Consider the following 21,387-nt stretch of genomic DNA (forward strand, 5'->3'; position numbering starts at 1 on the left):
GGAGTGGTGTCACCTTCGTGGATCAGGATGCGGTGCGAGGGAGGAACTCAAGGAGTGGTGCCGGGCCCGCGCAGAGCCCGGCACCTGCGGGCGGATCAGCGCACGCCGGCCTTGGTACCGGCGATCGCCGCGGCGACGTTGTCCTTGGTGACCAGCAGCGGTCCGGTCAGGATCGGATTCTGCGGCGGGAGGACGCCGTAGGACAGGTACTGGTCGGCGATCGAGACGACGTAGAAGCCCTGGAGGTAGGGCTGTTGGTCGATGGCGAAGAGCTGGGAGCCGTCCTTGATCCGGTCCAGCTGGCTCTGCGAGAGGTCGAAGGTGCCGAGCTTCACCTTGTCGCCGGCCTTGGCCTGCTTGATCGCGGAGGCGGCGCTGTCCGCGTCCGCCACACCGATGGTGACCACGGCGTCGATGCTGGAGTCCTTCAGCAACGCGCCCTTGATGGCCTGGGTGACCGCGGACGGGTTGCCGAAGTTCGAGGAGGGCAGCGGGAGTTGCCTGGACGAGGCGCCCTTGCTGACGGCGCCGTCCTTGATGCCCTTGCAGCGGGCCTCCTGGTTGGCCGAGCCGGGCACAGTGTTGACGCACAGGACGTTCTTGGCGCCCTCTTCGGCGAACTTGGCGCCGCCGGCCTTGCCCGCCTCGTAGTCGTCCGACCCGACGTACTTCACGGCGCCGACGTTCTCGGCCGCCTCGGTGCCGCCAGCGTTGTACGTGAGCACCAGGATGCCCTTGGTCACGGCCTGCTTGATGGCGGCATCCTGGTTCTCGGGCACCCAGTCCGGGACCAGGATCGCCGACGGGTTCTGCGAGATGGCCGTCAGCGTCAGCTTGGCGACGTCCGGGCCGAGGTTGTCGTAGTTCTGCGGGCCGAGGTAAGTGACGCTGCCACCACCGGACTTCACAAGCTTGGCGGCGTCGTCGACACCGCGCTTGACGGTGGACCAGAACGGGTCGTCGGACTTTCCGCCGATGACGTAGATGTTGTTCTTGCCACTGCTCTTGGTGCCGGACGCCGTCCCGCCCCCGGCCGACGCCGTCGCCTGATCCGCGTCGCCGCCGGTGGCCTTGCCGCTGGCGCATCCGGTCAGCGCGGCCGCCGTCAGTGCGAGCAGGCTCACCGCTGTCATGGTTCTTCCGGAGAGGCGGCGACCGAGCGGTCTGCCGGACTGCTTGCGTTCCATGTGCTGGGTACTCCTTCGTGCGATGCCAAGGTGGCGTGGGGAGCGTGGCGCCGACAGTGTCGGTGCGGTGGTGATGCGGTACGTCGACGGACGTGCCGGGGCGCGGCCGGGCAGGGGAGGTGGGCCGCGCCCCGGGGACGGGGCACCCTCGGCAACGGGTGGGGCGGGGTCGGTGGTGCCGTCGGCCGTCCGTGCGGCGGGCCTGCTGTGCGGCAGGTGCCGTCGGCCGTCCGTGCGGCGGGCCTGCTGTGCGGCCCGAATTGTTACGCCGGAATAACTTTCCGGGCGTGCCCCGGAAACCGCTTGCGGCAATGGGGAGCCATTCGTTCCGCAATGTCTTTAAATCGCTTTAAGCGGTGCGGCAGAGCATGCTTGCGTTTCGGGAAGGTGTCAAGGGTTCGCTCCGAAATACACAGCTCGGCCACGCGCGCCCCGCGTCCCTGCGGCGGTCAGCGCGCCAGGGCCGTCGTCCCGCGCACGACGAGAGTGGGCGCGAGGACGATCTCGCGAGGCTCGGTGCGGCCGCGCTCCAGGCGTTCCATGGCCGCGGCCACCGCCTGCCGCGCCTGCTCCTCGGCGTTCTGGCTCACGGTGGTCAGGTCGAAGCAGGCCAGCCGGGACAGGGCGTCATCGTCGTAGCCGACGACGGAGACGGCGCCGGGGACCTCGACTCCCGCCCGCCGCAGGGCGGTGAGCAGACCGATGGCGCACTGGTCGTTGTAGGCGACGACGGCGGTCGGAAGATCCCCTCCGCCCAGGAGCTGGCGACCGGCCCGCTCGCCCGCCGCCTCGGTGCGGTCGCCGTGCAGCACCCTGATGTGCTCGTCGAGCCCGTGGCGGCGCATGGCGTCCCGGTAGCCGCGGCTGCGGTCGGTGGCGATGACACCCACGCCGCCCTCGACGTAGGCGATGGACCGGTGCCCCAGGCCCGCCAAGTGGTCGACGATCTGTCCGACCCCGTCGTCGTCGGCGGTCCGTACGACATCGAGATCGGCCTCGGCCGTCCGGCTCCCGACGGAGATGACGGGCGCCTGGCGGCCGAGCGCCGCGAGCACGGGGGCGGGTGACACCGAGCCGAGGAGGATCAGCGCCTCGCAACGGAAGGCCAGCAGCGTCTCGACAGCCGTGCCCTCGGCGCGGGTGCGGGTCAGGGCGCTCAGGACGAGGGCGTAGCCGACCTCCTCGGCGGCCCCGTGCAGGTGCTCGACCAGTTCCGCGTGGAAGGGACTGTGGATGTCGACCACGACACCGAGCAGCCGGCTGCGTCTGCTGGCCAGGGCGCTGGCCGTACGGTCGGGGCGGTAGCCGAGGTCGGCGGCGGCCCTCAGGACGCGCCGGCGGGTGCGCTCGCTGGGGCCGGCCGCGTTGCGCAGCACCAGGGACACCGACGCCGTGGACAGGCCGACGCGCGCGGCGACATCCTCCAGCCGGGGACGCGGAGTCGCACCGTCGCCACCTGCCGGGTCAGCGGGGTTGAGGTCGTCCATTTGGTCTCCCGTCGCTTTACGGCAACACCCTTGGCATGCCCCTGCGCGGCCGCTGATAGTAACAGCGTTTAAATCGCTTTAAGCAGTTCGCTGATCACATCGTGGGATCATTCCGTAGGAGCATTGGGCTTTCAGACCCAGGAGGGCTTGCCCGTCGCCCTCGTCGACGCGACCTCGCGAAGCCCCTGCCTCCAGCAGCCCCCTGCACTCACTTCGGCCGACGGCTGATGTCGACGGCAGGGCGACGGCGAAGAATTCCAGCCCGGTGGCCGGGCTGTTCCTGGTCGTCGCGGGTGCGGCCTACGCTCAGGTCCGCGACTGGCGGCGGGCCGCCGTGCTCACGGTTCCGCCGTTCCTGGTCGTCAGGGCGATCACGCTGCTGTTTCCGTTCGACGGCGAACAGCCGATGGCGGCGGGGCGATGCTGTGGCCCGTCGTGCTGGGTGTCGCGGTGGCGGTGTGCGCTCCGCGTCGCTGGCGGGTCGTCCGGCTGGGCGGCGCCGTGTACGCGAGCGGGCGTCGTCCTCACCTACTTCACCCCCTCCCCCATCGGCTCGAACGTGGGCGTCTGGCGCTGCTGTTCGCTCCCGCCGTGCTGCTGGCCGGCCTGCTCAGCGTGGAGCGGCCTGCCCGGTATCAGCGCGGCGGCCTCGCGCTGGCGTTGGCCGGTTCCCTGTTCTGGCTGGGGTCGGGCACACCCGCCTCCTTTCTGAAGGGCTCGGACGCGGTCCCGGCATGGGCCGCCGACACCCACGGGCTCGTCCACCAACTCGACCGGCTCGACGCGAACCGCACCCGGGTCGAGGTCGTCCCGGCCCACGACCACCGCGAGGCCGCCCTGCTCTCCTCCCACGTCAACATGGCCCGCGGCTGGAACACCCCACTGGACATGGAACGCGGCCAGCTCTATCTACGACGGCACCCTGACCACGACGGCCTACCGGGCCTGGCTGGACCGGTGGGCCGTCGGCTATGTGGCCGTCTCCGACGCCGAGCCCGACCGGTACGGAGCGGCGGAGGCGCGCCTGGTGCGCGCAGGCCCGGCCTGGCTGGAGCCGGTGTGGAGCGACGCGCACTGGCACCTGTACCGGGTACGGAACGCGGAACCGCTCGTGACCGCGCCCGCGGAGGTCGTCAGCGCCTCGGACGCCTACCTCGTCGTATACCTGCCGAAGCCCGGCTCGGTGACCATACGGATCGCGTACTCGCCCTGGCTGCACGCCGACAACGGCGGATGTCTGCGGCAGCAGGGCGAGTTCACTCGCCTCGCGGTCGACGAGCCGGTCTTCTACCAGATCTCCTCCGAGTACGAAGCCGCGTACGGCATCGCGATGCCACCCTCACAAAGGCCTCAGTGGTAAGGCTTCTCCGCGGAGCGGACGGGCTCGGGCCGGACGACGGGATCGGCCGAGGTCGCCGGGCGATCGGGGTCCGGTACGAAGGCGGCCTCGCCGTTCAGCGCCTTCTTCGCCTGCCCCAGGTCCAGCGCGCCCTCCCAGCGGGAGACCGCGAAGGCCGCCACACAGTTGCCGAGAAGGTTGGTCGCCACCCGCATCGAGTCCATGATGCGGTCCACGCCCAGCAGAAGGGCCACGGCCCCGGCGGGAATGACCCCGAGCGCGGACGCCGTCGCCGACAGGGCGAGGAATGCCGAACCCGCACGCCCGCCATGCCCTTGCTGGTGAGCATGAGCATCAGTACGACGGTGACCTGCTGGCCGAGGGTGAGGTCGACGCCGATGAACAGGGTGGCGATGGACAGGTAGATCGAGGCCCCGTCGAGGTTGAAGGAGTAGCCGGTGGGAACCACCAGACCCACGGCGTCGTCGCGGCAGCCCGCGTGGCGCAGCTTCTGCATCATGCGCGGCATGACCGTCTCGCTGGAGGCGGTATCGAGGGCGAGCAGCATTTCCATGGAGCGATACTGAGTTTCCGCAACGTGTCGGCCACTATGAATCAAGTCCGGCTTCATAGAAGTCCACAGGCCCCAGGCAGCCAAAACTTGGATCTTCGTCCAAGTGCCAGGGCGGCCCGGAAGGCAGCTCCGGAGACGGTGCCGCGACGCGTCGGCGACGCCGGTTGACGGTGGGAGACCTCAGCCGCCGCGGGAGAACGGGGTTCAGACAGCCTGGCCCGTGGTGCCGCGCACGATCAGGCGCGGGGTGAGGACGACCTCTCGGGGTTCGGTGCGGTCCTGGTCGAGGCGTTCGACGGCCGCGGTCACCGCGTGCCGGGCCTGTTCGCGGGCGCTCTGGCTGACGGTGGTGAGGTTGAAGCAGCTCAGCCGGGAGAGCGTGTCGTCGTCGTAGCCGACCACGGAGATCCGGCCGGGGACGGAGACACCGGCCCGGGTGAAGGCGGCGAGGACGCCGATGGCGCACTGGTCGTTGAACGCGACGACCGCGGTGGGGAGTTCGGGGCCGTCGAGGAGGTGGCGGGCAGCGCGTTCACCGGCCGCTTCGGTGTTGTCCCCGGCGAGGACCCGGATGCGGTCGCCCAGTCCGTGGCGTCGCATGGCGGTGCGGTAGCCGCGGCGGCGGTCGGTGGCGATGACACCCTTGCCGCCATCGACGTAGACGATCTCTCGATGACCGAGTCCGACCAGGTGGTCGACGATCTGCCCCACACCTTCGTCGTCCGCCGTCCGTACGACGTCCAGCGCGGCGTCGGCGATCCGGCGGCCGACGGTGATGACGGGCGCCTTGTTGTCCAGGACGGCGAGCACGTCCGCGGGCGAGGTCGGGCCGAGGAGGATCAGCGCCTCGCTGCGGAAGGCCAGCAGCGTCTCCACGGCGGTCTGCTCGTCCCGGGTGCGGGTCAGCGTGGACAGGACGAGGTCGTAGCCGACCTCCTCGGCCGCAGTGTGCAGATGTTCGACCAGCTCGGCGTGGAAGGGGCTGTGGATGTCGACCATGACGCCGAGCAGCCGACTGCGCCTGCTGGCCAGGGTGCTTGCGGTGCGGTCCACCTGGTAGCCGAGGTCGGCGGCCGCCTTGAGGACCCGCTGCCGGGTCCGCTCGCTCGGGCCGGCCACTCCACGCAGTACCAGTGACACCGAGGCCGTGGACAGGCCCACCCTTGCGGCCACGTCCTCCAACCTGGGACGTTTGTGCGCGCCGTTGCGGTGACGTGCCGTACCGCCGTCGTCCACCTGCGCCTCCCCACGGCAAATCTCCTTGAGCAACACCCTTGACACGCTCACAAAACAAGGTTGATAGTACCAGAACTTAAAGCGTTTTAAATTGTCCTGTTGTTCCGACGAAGCCAGCTCAAGAGCAACGACGCGGGCGCACGGCGCGGCAGCCACCCCCACTGCCCGCGACACTCCGCCTCCAGACACTCCGCACTCCCGGAGCACACCCAGTGGCTGGCGCATAATCCCGGTCCCCCAGACGCTTTTCCGACCTCCTTCCAGCTGCACAGTGAGGTGCACGCATGAACCGCACAGCGCGTTCCCGTTCCCGCAAGATCGCCCCCGCCGTGGCCGTGGCCGCCGCGGCCACCTTGATCCTCGCGGGCTGTTCCAGCAGTTCCGGCGGCAAGAAGGCCGAGGAGGAAGCGGGCGACATCTCCGCCGGCAAGGCCGACACCCCCCGTATGACGGTCGCGATGATCACCCACGCGCCCTCCGGTGACACCTTCTGGGACACCATCCGCAAGGGCGCCGAGGCCGCCGCGGCCAAGGACAACCTCAAGCTCATCTACTCCAACGACGAGAGCGCCGCCGACCAGGCTGCCCTGGTCCAGAACGCCATCGACCAGAAGGTCGACGGCATCGCGGTCACCCTCGCCAAGCCGGACGCCATGAAGGAAGTCGTCGCCAAGGCCGTCAAGGCGGGTATCCCCGTCGTCGGCCTCAACGCCGGCATGTCCGACTGGAAGGAGCAGGGCCTGCTCTCCTTCTTCGGCCAGGACGAGGCCGTCTCCGGCCAGGCACTCGGCACCAAGCTCAACTCCACCGGCGCCCAGCACGCCCTGTGCGTGGTGCAGGTCCAGGGCGCGGTCAACCTCGAACAGCGCTGTGCCGGCGTGGAGAAGAACTTCAAGGGCAAGACCACCAAGCTCTACGTCAATGGCGCCGACATGCCGTCGGTAAAGTCGACGATCACCGCCAAGCTCAAGCAGGACTCCTCCATCGACGAGGTGGTCACGCTCGCCGCCCCGATCGCACTGACCGCCGCGCAGTCGGTCGACGAGACGGGCAGCAAGGCGAAGATCGCCACCTTCGATCTCAACAAGGAGCTCATCTCCGCCATCAAGGGCGGCTCCATCGAGTTCGCGGTCGACCAGCAGCCCTACCTCCAGGGCTACCTGTCCGTCGACTCGCTGTGGCTCTACAAGAACAACGGCAACTACAGCGGCGGCGGCGAGGCGCCGATCCTGACGGGCCCGGCGTTCGTCGACAAGGCCAACGTCGACACCGTGGCCGCGTTCGCCGCGAAGGGCACCCGGTGATGAGCATGACCCAGCAGGCTGCGGCGGCGGTGACTACACCGCCGGCCCCCGGCCCCGGCACGGAGAAGGACGGGCGGACCACCGAACGCCCCCTTGCCATACGGCTGTTGGCCCGACCCGAGATCGGTGTCTTCCTCGGCGCCGTCGCGGTATGGGTGTTCTTCCTGATATCCGCCCCGCCGGTGCGCGACGGCGGCTCGATGGCGAACATCCTCTACCAGTCGTCCACCATCGGGATCATGGCGCTGCCGGTCGCGCTGCTGATGATCGGCGGCGAGTTCGACCTCTCGGCCGGTGTAGGCGTGATCGCCTCGGCGCTCACCGCCAGCATGGTCGCCTACCAGCTGAGCATGAACGTCTGGGTGGGCGTGATCGTCGCGCTCGTCGCGTCGCTGGGCATCGGGTTCCTCAACGGCTGGCTGCTGATGAGGACCGGCCTGCCCTCCTTCCTCGTCACGCTGGGCACGTTCCTGATCCTCCAGGGTGTCAATCTGGCCGTCACCAAGCTGATCACCGGCAATGTGGCGACCGACGACATAAGCGACATGGACGGCTTCAGCCAGGCGAAGGCACTGTTCTCCTCGTCCTTCGACGTCGGCGTCGTCCAGGTCAAGATCACCGTCGTGTGGTGGCTGGCCTTCGCCGCACTGGCCACCTGGGTGCTGCTCCGTACCAAGTACGGCAACTGGATCTTCGCGGTCGGCGGCAACAAGGACTCCGCCCGGGCCGTCGGTGTCCCGGTGGCCTTCACGAAGATCTCCCTGTTCATGCTGGTCGGCTTCGGCGCCTGGTTCGTCGGCATGCACCAGCTCTTCGCCTTCAACACCGTCCAGTCCGGCGAGGGCGTCGGCCAGGAGCTCATCTACATCGCCGCGGCCGTCATCGGCGGCTGTCTCCTCACCGGCGGCTCCGGCAGCGCGATCGGGCCCGTCTTCGGTGCCTTCATGTTCGGCATGGTGCAGCAGGGCATCGTCTACGCCGGCTGGAACCCGGACTGGTTCAAGGCCTTCCTCGGCGTGATGCTCCTCGGCGCCACGCTCATCAATCTGTGGGTCAGCCGCGCGGCGACCCGGAGGTGACCATCCCATGACAACCACCATCGAGACCCAGCCCGCCGAGACGGTGCCCGAGGACGGCAAGCCGGTCGTCGAACTCAAGGCCACCGGCAAGTCCTACGGCAACATCCGCGCCCTGCACGGCGTGAGCCTGTCCGTCCACCCCGGCAAGGTGACCTGCGTCCTCGGCGACAACGGCGCCGGCAAGTCCACCCTGATCAAAATCATCTCCGGGCTGCACCAGCACACCGAGGGCGGGCTCCTCGTCGACGGGCGGCCGGTACACTTCTCCACTCCGCGCGAGGCCCTCGACGCGGGTATTGCCACCGTCTACCAGGACCTCGCCGTCGTCCCGCTGATGCCGGTGTGGCGCAACTTCTTCCTCGGCTCCGAGATGACCAAGGGCCCCTGGCCGCTGCGTCGCCTCGACATCGAGACGATGAAGAAGACCGCCGACGAGGAACTGCGCAACATGGGCATCGTCCTCGACGACCTCGAACAGCCCATCGGGACTCTGTCAGGCGGCCAGCGCCAGTGCGTCGCCATCGCCCGCGCCGTCTACTTCGGCGCCCGCGTCCTCATCCTCGACGAGCCGACCGCCGCCCTCGGCGTCAAGCAGTCCGGCGTGGTCCTGAAGTACATCGCCATGGCCCGCGACCGCGGCCTCGGCGTCATCTTCATCACCCACAACCCCCACCACGCCTACATGGTGGGCGACCACTTCAGCGTCCTGCGCCTGGGCACCCTGGAACTGTCCGCCTCCCGCGACGAGGTCAGCCTCGAAGAGCTCACCAACCACATGGCCGGTGGCGCCGAACTCGCCGCACTCAAGCACGAGTTGGCACAGGTCAGCGGTGTCGACACCGAGGAGCTCCCGGAAGAGGGCGATGTGACCACCCCCGCGGCGACCGCACCGGACGGGTCAGCCTGAATCCCACGAATGATCCACCCTTCCTCCCGACCCGAAGGCAAACGCCCATGAAGATCGCCCTCGACCCCTACATGATCCGCAACGTCCCGCTGCTCGAACTGCCAGGCGTGGTGGCCGAGTTGGGCTACGAGTGGATCGAGCTGTCCCCCCGCGAGGACTTCATCCCCTTCTTCCGTCACCCCCGCGTGGATGACGCAACGGTCCGCAAGTTCCGTAAGGCGCTGGACTCGGCGGGCGTCGGCATCTCCTCCCTGCTGCCGCTGTTCCGCTGGTCGGGACCGGACGAGGACGCCCGTCAGGCCGCCGTACGGTACTGGAAGCGCTCCATCCAGATCGCCGCCGACCTCGGCGTGGACAGCATGATCTCGGAGTTCAACGGCCGCCCCGAGGACCCCGACCGCAGCGAGGCGCAGTTCTGGAAGTCCCTGGACGAGCTGCTGCCGGTCTTCGAGCGTGAGGGCATCAAGCTCACCCTGGAGCCGCACCCGGACGACTTCATCGAGAACGGCTACGACGCGATCAATCTGATCCGGGGCATCAACCACCCCAACGTCACCTTCCTCTACTGCGCCCCGCACACCTTCCACATCGGCAACGACGCCCCCGGCATCATCGAGTACGCGGGCGATCTGCTCACCCACGTCCACCTGGCCGACGCCTTCGACCACACCGCCTCCTCGGGCAACCGCTACATCCTCAACCCGCCCGGCACCACGGCCCGTATCCACCAGCACCTGGACATGGGCGAGGGCGAGGTCGACTTCGACGAGCTCTTCCGCGAGCTGCGCACCCACGGGTTCGACGGCACGCTGACCGCCTGCGTCTTCGCGTGGGAGGAACGGGCCAAGGAGTCCTCGGTGCTCATGCGCGAAAAGATCGCGGAGTACCTGGCGCGCTGACCTCCGTGGGAGCTCTGCCTCCCGTCGGCGAATTCTCGTCGTAACAACCTATTGACATGACATTTAAGGGAGGGCAAGGTCCTCCACAAGGCGTTTTTAAAGCGCTTTAAGCCCTCGCTCCACCTGCTGATTCCTCCGAAACGAAGGAAAGAACGATGCCGTTCGAAGTGCTCACCCTTGGCCGCGTCGGGGTGGATGTGTATCCGCTCCAGACAGGCGTGGGACTGGCGGAGGTCACCTCGTTCGGCAAGTACCTCGGCGGCAGTCCGACGAACGTGGCGGTGGCCGCCGCCCGCTACGGGCGCTCCGCGGCCGTGATCACGAAGACCGGCCGGGACCCGTTCGGCGACTTCGTACGGACGGCCCTGAACGGATATGGGGTGGACAGTCGGTACGTCGGTACGTCGGACATCGCGCCGACGCCGGTGACGTTCTGCGAGATCTTCCCGCCGGACGACTTCCCGCTGTACTTCTACCGGCTGCCGAAGGCACCCGACCTGGACATCCAGGCAGCTGAGCTGGACCTGGACGCGGTGCGGGACGCGCGGATCTTCTGGTTCACCGGCACCGGGCTGAGCGAGGAGCCGAGCCGGTCGGCCACGCTGGCCGCGCTGGCTCACCGGGCCAAGGCCGGGGCGACAGTCTTCGACCTCGACTGGCGTCCCATGTTCTGGAGCGACCCCGCTGAGGCGCGTTCCTACTACGCCGAAGCCCTGCGGCACACCACGGTCGCGGTCGGCAACCTCGACGAGTGCGAGGTCGCCACCGGCGAGCGTGAGCCGTACGCGGCCGCGAAGGCACTGCTGGCCGCCGGTGTGGAACTGGCCGTCGTGAAGCAGGGCCCGAAGGGGGTCCTGGCCATGGACCGGGACGGCACCACCGCCGAGATCCCGCCGGTGCCGGTAGACGTCGTCAACGGCCTGGGGGCCGGTGATGCCTTCGGCGGGGCGCTGTGCCACGGGCTGCTGTCCGGGTGGGACTCCGCACGCACGGTGTCCTTCGCCAACGCCGCCGGCGCGATCGTCGCGGGCAGGCTGTCCTGCTCCGACGCGATGCCGACCAAGGCCGAAGTCGACGCCAAGCTTCAGGAGGCCTCTCTCGCCTCCGCCGAAGCCGCCACCGAAGCCTCCGCCGAGGCGTCCACCGAACGAAAGGCGTGACGACGTGCTGTCCGACAACGTGAGCCGGATCGTGGCCGCCCGAGTGAGCGACCCGGGCGCTATCGCGGCCGCCGCCGCCCGCCGTATCAAGGCCACCTCGCTGTTCGGCGAGCACGGCAAGACCATGATCATCGCCGCCGACCACCCCGCCCGCGGCGCCAACGGCGTCGGCGGCGACCCCAACGCGATGGCCGACCGCGCCGAGCTGCTGGACCGGCTGTGCATCGCCCTGGACCGGCCCGGCGTGACCGGTGTGCTGGGCACCGCCGACATCCTCGAAGACCTGCTGCTGCTCGGCGTCCTCGACGGCAAGAGCGTCTTCGGTTCCATGAACCGGGGCGGGCTGGCCGGTTCGGTGTTCGAGATCGACGACCGGTTCACCGGCTACGACGCCGAGACGATCGCGGCGATGGGCTTCGACGGCGGCAAGACGCTGACCCGGATCGCTCTGGAGGACCCGGCGACCCCGTCGGTCTTGGAGAACACCGCCCGCGCGGTCAGCGAGCTCAATGACCGTCAACTCATCGCCATGGTCGAGCCGTTCCTGTCGGTCTGGCAGGACGGAAAGATCCGCAACGACCTGTCCACCGACGCCGTCATCAAGTCGGTCACCATCGCCTCCGGCCTGGGCCGCCGTACCGCCTACACCTGGCTGAAGCTGCCCGTCGTGCCCGACATGGAGCGTGTACTGGCCGCCTCGACGCTGCCCGCCGTGTTGCTGGGCGGCGAGGTCAAGGACGCCGAGGCCGCGTTCGCCTCCTGGGGCAAGGCCCTCAAGCTCCCCACCGCGCAGGGGCTGGTCGTCGGGCGCTCGCTGCTCTATCCCGCGGGCGGCGACGTCGCCGGCGCGGTCGACAAGGCGGTGAGCCTGCTGTGACCGCTGCAAGCAAGTACCACCTGCCGAAGGGGACTTCGGCCGACGGCCCCTACGACCTCCTGGTCACGCCCGAGTCGGCGGGCTGGGGATACTCCGGCCTCAGGATCCTGACCCTGAAGCCGGGCGAGGCGCACGCCCTGTCCACCGAGGACTCCGAGTTCCTGGTCCTGCCGCTGACGGGGTCTTGCACCGTCACCACGGACGGCAAGGCTTTCGAGCTCGAGGGCCGGACAGGCGTGTTCGCCTCGGTCACCGATTTCGCGTATCTCCCCCGCGAGTCGGAGGCCTTGATCAGCAGCGCGACCGGTGGAACGTTCGCGCTGCCCTCCGCCCGTACCGAGCAAGGGGGTCACTCGGCTCGGTACGGGCGCAAGGAGGACGTTCCCGTCGAACTGCGAGGCGCGGGCGCCTGCTCGCGCCAGGTCAACAACTACTGCCTGCCCGGGACGTTCGAGGCCGAGCAGTTGCTCGTGTGCGAGGTGCTCACACCCGGCGGCAACTGGTCCTCGTACCCGCCGCACAAGCACGACGAGGCCCATCCGGGCGTGGAGTCGGAGCTGGAGGAGATCTACTACTTCGAGGTCTCCGGCGGCGAGGACGGCTTCGGCTACCAGCGGGTCTACGGCACCCCCGAGCGGCCCATCGAGGTGCTCGCCGAGATCCGCTCCGGCGACACCGTGCTGATCCCGCACGGCTGGCACGGCCCCTCGATCGCCGCGCCTGGCTACGACCTCTACTACCTCAACGTCATGGCCGGCCCCGGCCAGGACCGTGCCTGGCTGATCTGCGACGACCCCGCCCACGGCTGGGTCCGCGTCACCTGGGACACGCAAGACATCGATGACCGGCTGCCGTTCGGGGCCGAGGAGAAGCACTGATGGAAACGATCCGGCTCACCACCGCGCAGGCCCTGGTCCGCTTCCTCGCCGCCCAGTACAGCGAGCGCGACGGCCAGGAGCAGCGCCTGATCCCCGGGGTGTGGGGCATCTTCGGGCACGGCAACGTCGCCGGCATCGGCCAGGCACTGCTGCAGGCCGCGGTCACCGAAGAGGCGGACCTGCCCTACTATCTGGCCCGTAACGAGCAGGGCATGGTCCACGCGTCGGTGGCGTACGCCAAGATGCGCGACCGGTTGGCCGCCTTCGCCTGCACCGCCTCCACCGGTCCCGGTTCGACGAACATGATCACGGGTGCGGCACTGGCCACCACGAACCGCATCCCGGTCCTTCTGCTCCCCTCGGACATGTTCGCGACCCGGGTCGCCGACCCTGTACTCCAGCAATTGGAGGACACCCGGGGCGGGGACGTCACCGTCAACGACGCCTTCCGCGCCGTGTCCAAGTACTTCGACCGCATCCAGCGACCCGAACAGCTCATCCCGGCCGCGCTGGCGGCGATGCGGGTGCTCACCGACCCGGTGGAGACCGGCGCTGTCACTCTGGCCCTGCCGCAGGATGTGCAGGCGGAGGCCTACGACTGGCCGGTGGACTTCTTCCGGCGGCGGGTGTGGCACGTCGGCCGGCCGGTGCCGGAGCCCGCCGCCGTCGAGCGGGCGGCCGCGCTGCTTCGCAACGCGAAGAAGCCCCTGATCGTGGCCGGTGGCGGGGCCGTGTACTCCGGCGCCGAAACGGCCCTGCGGGCCTTCGCCGAGGCCACCGGCATCCCGGTCGCCGACACCCACGCGGGCAAGGGCGCGGCGCCCTGGGACCACCCCTGCGCCGTCGGCGGTGTCGGGTCCACCGGCGCCTACGCGGCGAACGAGCTGGCTCGCGACGCCGATGTCGTGCTCGGCATCGGCACCCGCTACTCCGACTTCACCACCGCCAGCCACACCGTGTTCGGCAACCCGGACGTCGCCTTCGTCAACCTCAACGTCGCCCGCCTCGACGCCGTCAAGCACTCGGCGGAGCCACTGGTCGCCGACGCCCGGCTCGGTGTCCAGGCACTCGCCGGCGCGCTCACGGACTGGCAGGTCGACGAGGAGTACCGGGAGCGCACCCGCCAACTCATCGCCCGCACACGGGAGATCGAGGAGGAGTGCTTCGCCCCGGACCGCAACACCGGCGAGCTGCCTGCCCAGACGCAGATCCTGGGCGCCCTCAACGACACCCTGGACGACCGGGCCGTGGTCATCAACGCCGCCGGGTCCATGCCCGGCGACCTCCAACAGCTGTGGCGGGCCCGCGACCCCAAGGCCTACCACGTCGAATACGCCTACTCCTGCATGGGCTACGAAGTCGCCGCCGGCGTCGGCACCAAGATGGCCGACCCGACGCGTGAAGTCGTCGTCCTCGTCGGCGACGGCTCCTACCTGATGATGGCCCAGGAGATCGTCACCATGATCTCCGAGGGACTGAAGGTCATCATCGTCCTCGTCCAGAACCATGGCTTCGCCTCCATCGGCGCCCTGTCCGAATCACTCGGCTCCCAGCGCTTCGGCACCAAATACCGCTTCCGCGACGACCGTTCGGGCCACTTGGACGGCGGCATCCTGCCCGTCGACCTCGCCGCCAACGCCTCCTCGCTCGGCGCCGACGTCCTGCACGCCACGTCGGTGGACGAGTTCCGTACGGCGATGGAGAAGGCCAAGGCCGCCAGTCGCACCACGGTCGTCCACGTCGAGACCGACCTGTACGGCCCGAACCCGCCCGGCCACGGCTGGTGGGACGTCCCCGTCAGCCAGGTCTCCGCCCTCGACTCCACCCAGGCGGCGTACGAGACCTACGCCGCGAACAAGCGCGCCCAGCGGCACTACCTGTAAGTCCCGTCCCCGCAAAGGAAACCCGCACCGTGAAGACCATCCAGCACTGGATCGACGGCTCACCCACCCAGGGCTCCACCTCGGACACCCAGCCGGTGTTCAACCCGGCCACCGGCGCCGAGCAGGCCCAGGTCGTCCTCGGCGGCACCGCCGACGTGGACACCGCCGTCGCGGCCGCCGCGAAGGCGTTCGAGACCTGGTCGGAGTCCTCCCTCTCCCAGCGCACCCAGGTGATGTTCAACTTCCGTCAGCTGCTCGTGGAGCACGAGGAGGAGCTGGGCCGGATCATCTCCGCCGAACACGGCAAGACTGTCGACGACGCCCGCGGCGAGATCACCCGCGGCCGGGAGGTCGTGGAGTACGTCTGCGGTCTCGGCGACGTACTCAAGGGATCCTTCTCCGACCAGGTCTCCCGCGGCATCGACGTCCACAACTTCCGCCAGCCCCTCGGCGTCGTCGCCGGCATCACCCCCTTCAACTTCCCCGCCATGGTGCCCCTGTGGATGCACCCCGTCGCCATCGCCACCGGCAACACGTTCATCCTCAAGCCCAGCGAGCGCGACCCCTCCGCCGCCAACTTCGTCGCCGACCTCTACAAGAAGGCCGGCCTCCCGGACGGCGTCTTCAACGTCGTGCACGGTGGCAAGGACGCGGTCGACGCGATCCTGACCCACCCCGGCATCGAAGCGGTGTCGTTCGTCGGCTCCACCCCGATCGCCAAGTACGTCCACGAGCAGGCCACTTCGCACGGTAAGCGCGTCCAGGCCCTCGGCGGCGCCAAGAACCACGCCGTCGTCCTCCCCGACGCAGACCTGGAGTTCGCCGCCAACCACATCACCGCCGGCGCCTACGGCTCCGCGGGCGAGCGCTGCATGGCCGTCTCCGTGGCCGTTGCCGTCGGCGACGCGGCCGACGCCCTGGCCGAGATCCTGGAGCGCAAGGCCCGCGAGGTGAAGGTCGGGCCTGGTGACAAGCCGGGTGTGGAGATGGGGCCGTTGGTCACCAAGGCCGCTCAGGAGCGCGTGGAGAACGCCGTCGGCACGGCCGCCACGCAGGGCGCCACCGTCGTCGTCGACGGCCGTGGCCTCAAGATCGACGGGCATGAGGAGGGCTTCTTCACAGGTCCGTCCCTGCTCGACCACGTGACGGCGGAGATGGACGCCTACAAGGAGGAGCTCTTCGGCCCGGTCCTCGTCATCGTCCGCGCCGACAGCCTGGACGAGGCGATCGACCTGATCAACGGCAACCCCTACGGCAACGGCACCGCCCTGTTCACCGCCTCCGGCGAAGCCGCCCGCCGATTCCAGCGCAACATCAAGGTCGGCATGATCGGCATCAACGTCCCGGTCCCGGTCCCGATGTCGTACTACTCCTTCGGCGGCTGGAAGGACTCCCTCATCGGCGACAACCCCATCCACGGCCCCGAAGGCATCCGCTTCTACACCCGGCCGAAGGTCGTCACCACGCGTTGGCCCCAGCAGTCCCAGCAGGTCGCCGCGGGCTTCAACTTCCCCACCTCCAGCTGACCCCTGTCCCCCACACGCTTCGACTCACAGGAGGTGGCCATGGACGTCAGGGACGACACGACACCGGCCCCCACCACCGACGCGGCCGACACGGGACAGGCCTCGCCCGAGGTCTACCGGCGGCTGCGGACCATCACCGTCATCGCCACGTTCGGCGGGCTGCTCTTCGGTTACGACACCGGTGTCATCTCCGGTGCGCTCCCCTTCATGTCACGCTCGCCCGACGAGGGCGGGCTGGGGCTCACCGCGCTGGCCGAGGGGGTCGTCGCCTCGTCGCTCGTGCTCGGCGCCGCCTGCGGTGCCCTGTTCGGTGGTCGGCTCGCCGACCGGCACGGGCGCAGGCGGACGATTCTCGGGCTCGCGGTGCTGTTCTTCGTCGGTGCGCTGGGAACCGCGCTCGCGCCGGAACTCTGGACGATGGTGCTGTTCCGGGTGCTGCTCGGGCTGGCCGTCGGTGGCGCGTCGGCCACGGTTCCCGTGTTCATAGCCGAGCTGGCCCCGGCCGACCGTCGTGGCCGGCTGGTGACCCAGAACGAACTGATGATCGTCACCGGGCAGTTGCTCGCGTACACCTCGAACGCGGTCATCGCCCGGACCGTGGGCGAGGGGGGTGTGTGGCGCTGGATGCTCGCGATCGCCACGATCCCCGCCGTGCTGCTGTGGATCGGGATGCTCTTCGTGCCCGAGTCCCCCCGCTGGCTGGCCTCACGCGGCCGGTTCGAGGACGCCGAGCGCACCTTGGGCCTGATCCGCGACGCACGGCACGTCGACGAGGAGTTCGCCGAGATCAAGCGGCGGGTCACGGCGGATGCCGGGGAGCCGCGCGCAGGGTGGCATGACCTCGGCACGCCGTGGGTGCGGCGCATCGTGGTCTTCGGCTTCGCGCTCGCGTCCCTGACCCAGCTCACCGGCGTCAACTCGATCATGTACTTCGCACCGACGATCCTGCTGGACACCGGCCTCGGCACCCAGGCGGCCCTGACCGCCACCATCGCCAACGGCGTCGTGGCCGTGCTCGCCGTCTCGACCGGCATGTGGCTGCTGGGCCGGTACGGCCGGCGCCCGATGCTGCTGACCGGGCAGGTCGGCGTCACGTTCTCGCTGCTGCTGATCGCGTTCTTCTTCATGGTGCTGCCCGAGTCGCCCGCCCGCAGCTATCTGGTGCTCGGGGCCATGCTGACCTTCCTGCTGTTCATGCAGGGCTGCATCGCGACCGTGTTCTGGCTGATGCTCTCGGAGATCTTCCCGCTCCGGCTGCGCGGCTTCGCGATGGGCACGGCCGTCTTCGGCACCTGGATGGCCAACTTCGTGGTCACTCTGGTCTTCCCGCCGCTCATCGACGCGGTCGGCGGAACCACGTTCCTGCTCTTCGCCGCGGTCAACGCCGCCACGTTCGTCTACTACCTCCGTGCCGTCCCCGAGACCAGGGGCCGCTCCATGGAAGCCATCGAGTCCTACTTCCGTCGGCAATACGCCGCCTGATCACTCTTCCTTTTGAAAGGCACCGCCATGACCTCGTCCAGCAAGCCGATCTCCGTCGCGGTGATCGGGGCCGGTATGGCCGGCCGCAGCCACGCCGCCGGATACCGCAACGTCAACACCGTTTTCGGGGCCGGTCTGCCGCCGGTCCGACTGGCCGCGATAGCCGACGCCAACACGGCCCTCGGCGAGGACGCCGCCCGCCGGTACGGCTTCGAGAAGGCGCTCCCGAGCTGGGAGGCCGTCGCCGAGGACCCGACGATCGACGCCGTCAGCATCGTCGTAGGAAATGCTCTGCACCGCCCGATCGCGGAGGCGCTGGTCGCCGCCGGAAAGCACGTGCTGTGCGAGAAGCCGCTGGCCGGGTCGCTCGAAGACGCCCGCGCCATGGCCGAGTTGGAGCGCACCGCCGACGTCGTGACCGCCGTCGGCTACACCTTCCGCCGCTCCCCCGGCATCGCCGCGATCCGCGAGCATGTCCAGCGCGCCGAGCTCGGTGACCTCACGCTCTTCAGCGGCCGCTACTGGTGCGACTACGCCACCGACCCCAACGGGCCACTGAGCTGGCGGTTCAAGGGCGGCCCGGGTTCGGGTGCGCTCGGCGACGTCGGCTCGCACGTCATCGACGCCGCCGAGTACGTCGCCGGACCCATCGTCTCCGTCTCCGGTGCCGTGCTGTCGACGCAGATCACCAAGCGGCCCCTGCCGCTGGGCGCGGTCATCGGACACAACGCGGCCCCGGTCTCGGACGAGTTCGGCGAGGTCGAGAACGAGGACACCGCCTCCTTCACCGCCCGCTTCGAGTCCGGCCTGGTCGGCACCTTCTCCGTCACCCGCACCGGCTTCGGGCTGCCCAACGGGCTCGCCTTCGACGTCCTGGGCGTCGGCGGCCGGGCCGCATTCGACCAGCACCGGCCCGCCGAGTACCTCTTCGACGACGCCCAGCCCGACGCCCGTACCCGCGGCGCCCGGCAGATCATCGCCGGCCCGCAGATGCCGTACTTCGCGGGCGGTGTCCCGATGGAGGCACCCGGTGTCGGCGCCAGCAACGGCGACAACTTCACCTACCAGGCCCGAGCCTTCCTCGACCAGGTCGCGGGGGTCACCGAGCCGCTGCCGCCCTGCGCCACCTTCGCCGACGGCCTGCGGACCATGGAGATCATCCGGGCCGTCGTCGACTCCTCCCTCAACGACGGCGCCGTCACCGCCGTCCCGCCCGTCGCCTGAACCCACCCGTACCCAGACGGAACACGCACGTCCGGCGCCGGCTCCCCACCGGCGCCCCCCCTGCCGCCGACGCCACCGGCCCCGAGAAGGACTGAGGAAACACACCATGAAGCTCGGCCTCTACAACGCGGTCCTGCACGACCGCCCACTGCCGGAAGCGATCAAAGTCGTCGCCGACCTGGGCCTGACCGGCCTTGAACTCAACACCGGTGGCTTCCTGCCGGCGGTCCACGTGCAGACGTTCGACGACATCCTCGTCAGCGACACCGCACGCGACGACTTCCTCGGCCTCTTCGAGGGCACCGGCGTCTCCATCGCGGGACTGAACGCCAACGGCAACCCGCTGCACCCGAACCCCGTCATCGGCGACAAGCATGCCGAGGACATCCGCCGCTCCATCCGGCTGGCCGAGCGGCTCGGACAGAACCGCCTCGTGACCATGTCAGGACTGCCCGGCGGCGAGCCCGGCGCGACCCGCCCCAACTGGATCGTCAACGCCTGGAACTCCGCGGCCCTGGACGTCCTCGACCACCAGTGGAAGATCGCCGCGGACTTCTGGCGCGAGACCGACCGCCTCGCCCGCGACCACGGCGTCAAGGTCGCCCTCGAACTGCACCCGCAGAACCTCGTGTTCAACTCCGCCGACGTGCACAAGCTCATCGACCTCACCGGCGCCACCCATGTCGGGGTCGAGCTCGACGCCTCCCACCTGTTCTGGCAGCAGATGGACCCCGTCGCGGTCGTGCGCCACCTCGGCGAGCTCGTCTTCCACGCCGCCGCCAAGGACGTCCGCATCAACCCCGAGTACGCCGCCCTCAACGGCGTCCTCGACAACAGCTTCCGCCGTCTGTCGCCCGACGAGCCCCGCACCAACCTCGGCGGCGACGAGTGGGCCAACGAGTGGCCCAAGCAGTCCGCGTGGGACTTCGTCGCCCTCGGCAAGGGCCACGACGTCTCCTACTGGACCGAGTTCCTGCGCGCCCTGCACGAGGTCGACCCGGACATCCTCGTCAACATCGAACACGAGGACACCGAACTCGACCGCGTCGAGGGCGTCGCCGTGGCCGCCGAGGTACTCAAGGCGGCCGACGCGGCACTCCAGGAGTCCCTGCGATCGTGACCGCCAAGGCCCCCTGCAAGAGCCTGCCCGGCGCAGCAGCCGGACCGTAGTCCGGCCGTGCTGTACGGCCTCCCGCCCAATGTCGGGGCGCGAGGCCGTACCCGTCCTTGAATGCGCGGGGCCCATTTCGCCGTGGGGTCGAGGGCCGCTGTCGATACTTCGGTTCGTCGCGGCTGCACGCCCGATCACGATCGGCTAGTTGTGCCATCTCATGAGGTTGGTTCCACTGGTGTCCGCTGGGTCCAGCCGTGGTACGTGGTGCTGGAGCCGCCTGACGGGTCTGGCCGGTCGGGTGGTCACGGCGCCGAGAACAGTCCGGGCCCCGGACGGGGGGACCCGTCGGCGCCGGCTCCGTTCGTGACCCGGAGGAACTCCAGCCTTTCGGCATCGAGGGAGCCCGCGGCCACGGTGTAGACGACGAGGCGGATGTCGCAGCCCGGGACGGTGAGCACATCGCAGTCGCACGTCACCTCGCCGACCTGCGGGTGCACGACGGTTTTGCGGGCCGAGACATGCAGACCGACCGCGCCCTCGTCCCAGAGGCGGGCGAACTCCGCGCTGGTGGAGCGCAGTTCCTCCACGAGATCAACCAAGCCACGGTCGTGGGGATAGGTGACGAGAGCGGTGCGCAGATCGGCCACGAGGGCGGAGGTCAGGGTGTCGCCTTCCTGCTGCACGGGCCAGGCGGCGAGCCCGGTGGGCCCCGAGGCGAAGACCGCCCGCACCAGGTTCCGCTCCGCGTGTGTCCGCCCGCTGGGGTCGCCCAGCAGCGCCGCCCATGCCGGAGTCCAGGACAGCAAGGTCCAGTCGGCGCTGAACACGCCCACGGGGAACTCCCCGAGGCGAGCCAGCATCCGCTGGACCCCCGCCGGAACATGCGTGGAGATCGCCCCGTCGTGCGGGGGCAGGAGGCCGGCCAGCCGGTACGCGTAGTCGCGCTCCTCGGGTTCCAGCTGCAGTGCTCTGGCCAGGCTCGCGACGACCTGTGCCGAAGGGTTTGTGGCGCGCCCCTGTTCGAGCCGCACCACATATAGTCGACCGAGAGTCCGGCGAGCTCGGCCAGCTCCTCGCGCCTCAGCCCCGCCGCACGCCGTCCGGGCCGTGCGGTCCGCCCGATGTCTATGGGGGAAAGCCGGTCGCGCCAGCGGCGCAGTGCCGTGCCAAGGGTCTCGTCCACTCGGCCATTGTGTCCGCCGGACGGCCGCTGTGCCTGGTACCGGCAGTC

16 protein-coding genes and 2 pseudogenes are annotated in these 21,387 nt (G+C 69.5%); 13 read left to right on the forward strand and 5 right to left on the reverse strand.

Features of this window, described 5'->3' with window-relative positions:
• Nucleotides 1-95: 95 nt before the first annotated feature.
• Together AQJ84_RS22370 and AQJ84_RS22375 are read right to left on the reverse strand one after the other, a co-directional pair.
• On the reverse strand, nucleotides 96-1,187 hold the full coding sequence (locus AQJ84_RS22370; protein ID WP_030044648.1) for a sugar ABC transporter substrate-binding protein: 1,092 nt from the start codon (nucleotides 1,185-1,187) through the stop codon (nucleotides 96-98).
• 449 nt (nucleotides 1,188-1,636) lie between these two features.
• The gene (locus AQJ84_RS22375; RefSeq protein WP_030044649.1) at nucleotides 1,637-2,674 is read right to left on the reverse strand and encodes a LacI family DNA-binding transcriptional regulator; all 1,038 of its coding nucleotides are present in this window, start codon (nucleotides 2,672-2,674) and stop codon (nucleotides 1,637-1,639) included.
• Nucleotides 2,675-3,647: 973 nt separating this feature from the next.
• Between AQJ84_RS22375 and AQJ84_RS43755 the strand changes: the two genes are divergently transcribed.
• Nucleotides 3,648-4,034: a hypothetical protein gene (locus AQJ84_RS43755; RefSeq protein ID WP_051870248.1), complete on the forward strand. Its 387-nt coding sequence runs from the start codon at nucleotides 3,648-3,650 to the stop codon at nucleotides 4,032-4,034.
• On the opposite strand, the pseudogene AQJ84_RS22390 reads toward AQJ84_RS43755, so the two are convergent.
• Both AQJ84_RS22390 and AQJ84_RS22395 read right to left on the reverse strand, forming a co-directional pair.
• Nucleotides 4,025-4,599: pseudogene (locus AQJ84_RS22390) on the reverse strand (cation:dicarboxylate symporter family transporter); the annotation flags it as partial. The gene AQJ84_RS43755 and the pseudogene AQJ84_RS22390 sit on opposite strands and share 10 nt — an antisense overlap.
• 192 nt (nucleotides 4,600-4,791) lie before the next feature.
• Entirely contained in the window at nucleotides 4,792-5,760 is a 969-nt protein-coding gene (locus AQJ84_RS22395; RefSeq protein WP_374935402.1) for a LacI family DNA-binding transcriptional regulator, read from the reverse strand.
• Nucleotides 5,761-6,107: 347 nt separating this feature from the next.
• Between AQJ84_RS22395 and AQJ84_RS22400 the strand changes: the two genes are divergently transcribed.
• The 12 genes from AQJ84_RS22400 to AQJ84_RS22455 all read left to right on the forward strand — a co-directional run bounded on the left by AQJ84_RS22400 (nucleotide 6,108) and on the right by AQJ84_RS22455 (nucleotide 20,162).
• The gene (locus AQJ84_RS22400) at nucleotides 6,108-7,127 is read left to right on the forward strand and encodes a sugar ABC transporter substrate-binding protein (protein ID WP_030044651.1); all 1,020 of its coding nucleotides are present in this window, start codon (nucleotides 6,108-6,110) and stop codon (nucleotides 7,125-7,127) included.
• Nucleotides 7,127-8,206, forward strand: a complete 1,080-nt coding sequence (locus tag AQJ84_RS22405) for an ABC transporter permease (RefSeq protein ID WP_053191778.1) — start codon at nucleotides 7,127-7,129, stop codon at nucleotides 8,204-8,206. Before AQJ84_RS22400 ends, AQJ84_RS22405 begins: the two co-directional genes overlap by 1 nt.
• A 7-nt stretch (nucleotides 8,207-8,213) precedes the next feature.
• Nucleotides 8,214-9,113 carry an ATP-binding cassette domain-containing protein gene (locus AQJ84_RS22410; RefSeq protein ID WP_053191776.1) on the forward strand — a complete coding sequence of 300 codons (900 nt, stop codon included), beginning with the start codon at nucleotides 8,214-8,216 and terminating at the stop codon, nucleotides 9,111-9,113.
• Between the two features lie 47 nt (nucleotides 9,114-9,160).
• The gene (locus AQJ84_RS22415) at nucleotides 9,161-10,012 is read left to right on the forward strand and encodes a sugar phosphate isomerase/epimerase family protein (RefSeq protein ID WP_030044655.1); all 852 of its coding nucleotides are present in this window, start codon (nucleotides 9,161-9,163) and stop codon (nucleotides 10,010-10,012) included.
• A gap of 155 nt (nucleotides 10,013-10,167) precedes the next feature.
• Complete coding sequence (gene iolC / locus AQJ84_RS22420) at nucleotides 10,168-11,172, forward strand: 5-dehydro-2-deoxygluconokinase (RefSeq protein WP_053191773.1); 1,005 nt, start codon at nucleotides 10,168-10,170, stop codon at nucleotides 11,170-11,172.
• 4 nt (nucleotides 11,173-11,176) lie between these two features.
• Entirely contained in the window at nucleotides 11,177-12,049 is an 873-nt protein-coding gene (locus tag AQJ84_RS22425; RefSeq protein ID WP_030044657.1) for a Cgl0159 family (beta/alpha)8-fold protein, read from the forward strand.
• Nucleotides 12,046-12,927: a 5-deoxy-glucuronate isomerase gene (gene iolB / locus AQJ84_RS22430; protein ID WP_030044658.1), complete on the forward strand. Its 882-nt coding sequence runs from the start codon at nucleotides 12,046-12,048 to the stop codon at nucleotides 12,925-12,927. The genes AQJ84_RS22425 and iolB overlap by 4 nt, the downstream gene beginning before the upstream one ends.
• Entirely contained in the window at nucleotides 12,927-14,810 is a 1,884-nt protein-coding gene (iolD, locus tag AQJ84_RS22435) for a 3D-(3,5/4)-trihydroxycyclohexane-1,2-dione acylhydrolase (decyclizing) (RefSeq protein WP_053191771.1), read from the forward strand. Before iolB ends, iolD begins: the two co-directional genes overlap by 1 nt.
• A 29-nt stretch (nucleotides 14,811-14,839) precedes the next feature.
• Nucleotides 14,840-16,336: a CoA-acylating methylmalonate-semialdehyde dehydrogenase gene (locus tag AQJ84_RS22440; protein WP_030044659.1), complete on the forward strand. Its 1,497-nt coding sequence runs from the start codon at nucleotides 14,840-14,842 to the stop codon at nucleotides 16,334-16,336.
• Between the two features lie 39 nt (nucleotides 16,337-16,375).
• Nucleotides 16,376-17,818: a sugar porter family MFS transporter gene (locus AQJ84_RS22445; protein ID WP_030044660.1), complete on the forward strand. Its 1,443-nt coding sequence runs from the start codon at nucleotides 16,376-16,378 to the stop codon at nucleotides 17,816-17,818.
• 27 nt (nucleotides 17,819-17,845) lie between these two features.
• Nucleotides 17,846-19,042 carry a Gfo/Idh/MocA family protein gene (locus AQJ84_RS22450; RefSeq protein ID WP_053191768.1) on the forward strand — a complete coding sequence of 399 codons (1,197 nt, stop codon included), beginning with the start codon at nucleotides 17,846-17,848 and terminating at the stop codon, nucleotides 19,040-19,042.
• A gap of 106 nt (nucleotides 19,043-19,148) precedes the next feature.
• The gene (locus tag AQJ84_RS22455) at nucleotides 19,149-20,162 is read left to right on the forward strand and encodes a sugar phosphate isomerase/epimerase family protein (RefSeq protein ID WP_030044662.1); all 1,014 of its coding nucleotides are present in this window, start codon (nucleotides 19,149-19,151) and stop codon (nucleotides 20,160-20,162) included.
• Nucleotides 20,163-20,458: 296 nt separating this feature from the next.
• Here the strand turns inward: AQJ84_RS22455 and AQJ84_RS22460 are convergent.
• A pseudogene (locus tag AQJ84_RS22460) lies at nucleotides 20,459-21,339 on the reverse strand (helix-turn-helix domain-containing protein).
• Nucleotides 21,340-21,387: the final 48 nt, after the last annotated feature.

The organism is Streptomyces resistomycificus (assembly GCF_001514265.1).
Taxonomy (GTDB): domain Bacteria; phylum Actinomycetota; class Actinomycetes; order Streptomycetales; family Streptomycetaceae; genus Streptomyces; species Streptomyces resistomycificus.

What these genes read in the sequence shown, in the direction of transcription:
- AQJ84_RS22445 (WP_030044660.1), top strand. Translation starts at nt 16,376, where the DNA reads ATGGACGTCAGGGACGACACGACACCGGCCCCCACCACCGACGCGGCC.
- AQJ84_RS22405 (WP_053191778.1), top strand. Translation starts at nt 7,127, where the DNA reads ATGAGCATGACCCAGCAGGCTGCGGCGGCGGTGACTACACCGCCGGCC.
- AQJ84_RS22455 (WP_030044662.1), top strand. Translation starts at nt 19,149, where the DNA reads ATGAAGCTCGGCCTCTACAACGCGGTCCTGCACGACCGCCCACTGCCG.
- AQJ84_RS22375 (WP_030044649.1), bottom strand. Translation starts at nt 2,674, where the DNA reads ATGGACGACCTCAACCCCGCTGACCCGGCAGGTGGCGACGGTGCGACT.
- AQJ84_RS22450 (WP_053191768.1), top strand. Translation starts at nt 17,846, where the DNA reads ATGACCTCGTCCAGCAAGCCGATCTCCGTCGCGGTGATCGGGGCCGGT.
- iolC (WP_053191773.1), top strand. Translation starts at nt 10,168, where the DNA reads ATGCCGTTCGAAGTGCTCACCCTTGGCCGCGTCGGGGTGGATGTGTAT.
- iolD (WP_053191771.1), top strand. Translation starts at nt 12,927, where the DNA reads ATGGAAACGATCCGGCTCACCACCGCGCAGGCCCTGGTCCGCTTCCTC.
- AQJ84_RS22410 (WP_053191776.1), top strand. Translation starts at nt 8,214, where the DNA reads ATGACAACCACCATCGAGACCCAGCCCGCCGAGACGGTGCCCGAGGAC.
- AQJ84_RS22370 (WP_030044648.1), bottom strand. Translation starts at nt 1,187, where the DNA reads ATGGAACGCAAGCAGTCCGGCAGACCGCTCGGTCGCCGCCTCTCCGGA.
- AQJ84_RS22400 (WP_030044651.1), top strand. Translation starts at nt 6,108, where the DNA reads ATGAACCGCACAGCGCGTTCCCGTTCCCGCAAGATCGCCCCCGCCGTG.
- AQJ84_RS22415 (WP_030044655.1), top strand. Translation starts at nt 9,161, where the DNA reads ATGAAGATCGCCCTCGACCCCTACATGATCCGCAACGTCCCGCTGCTC.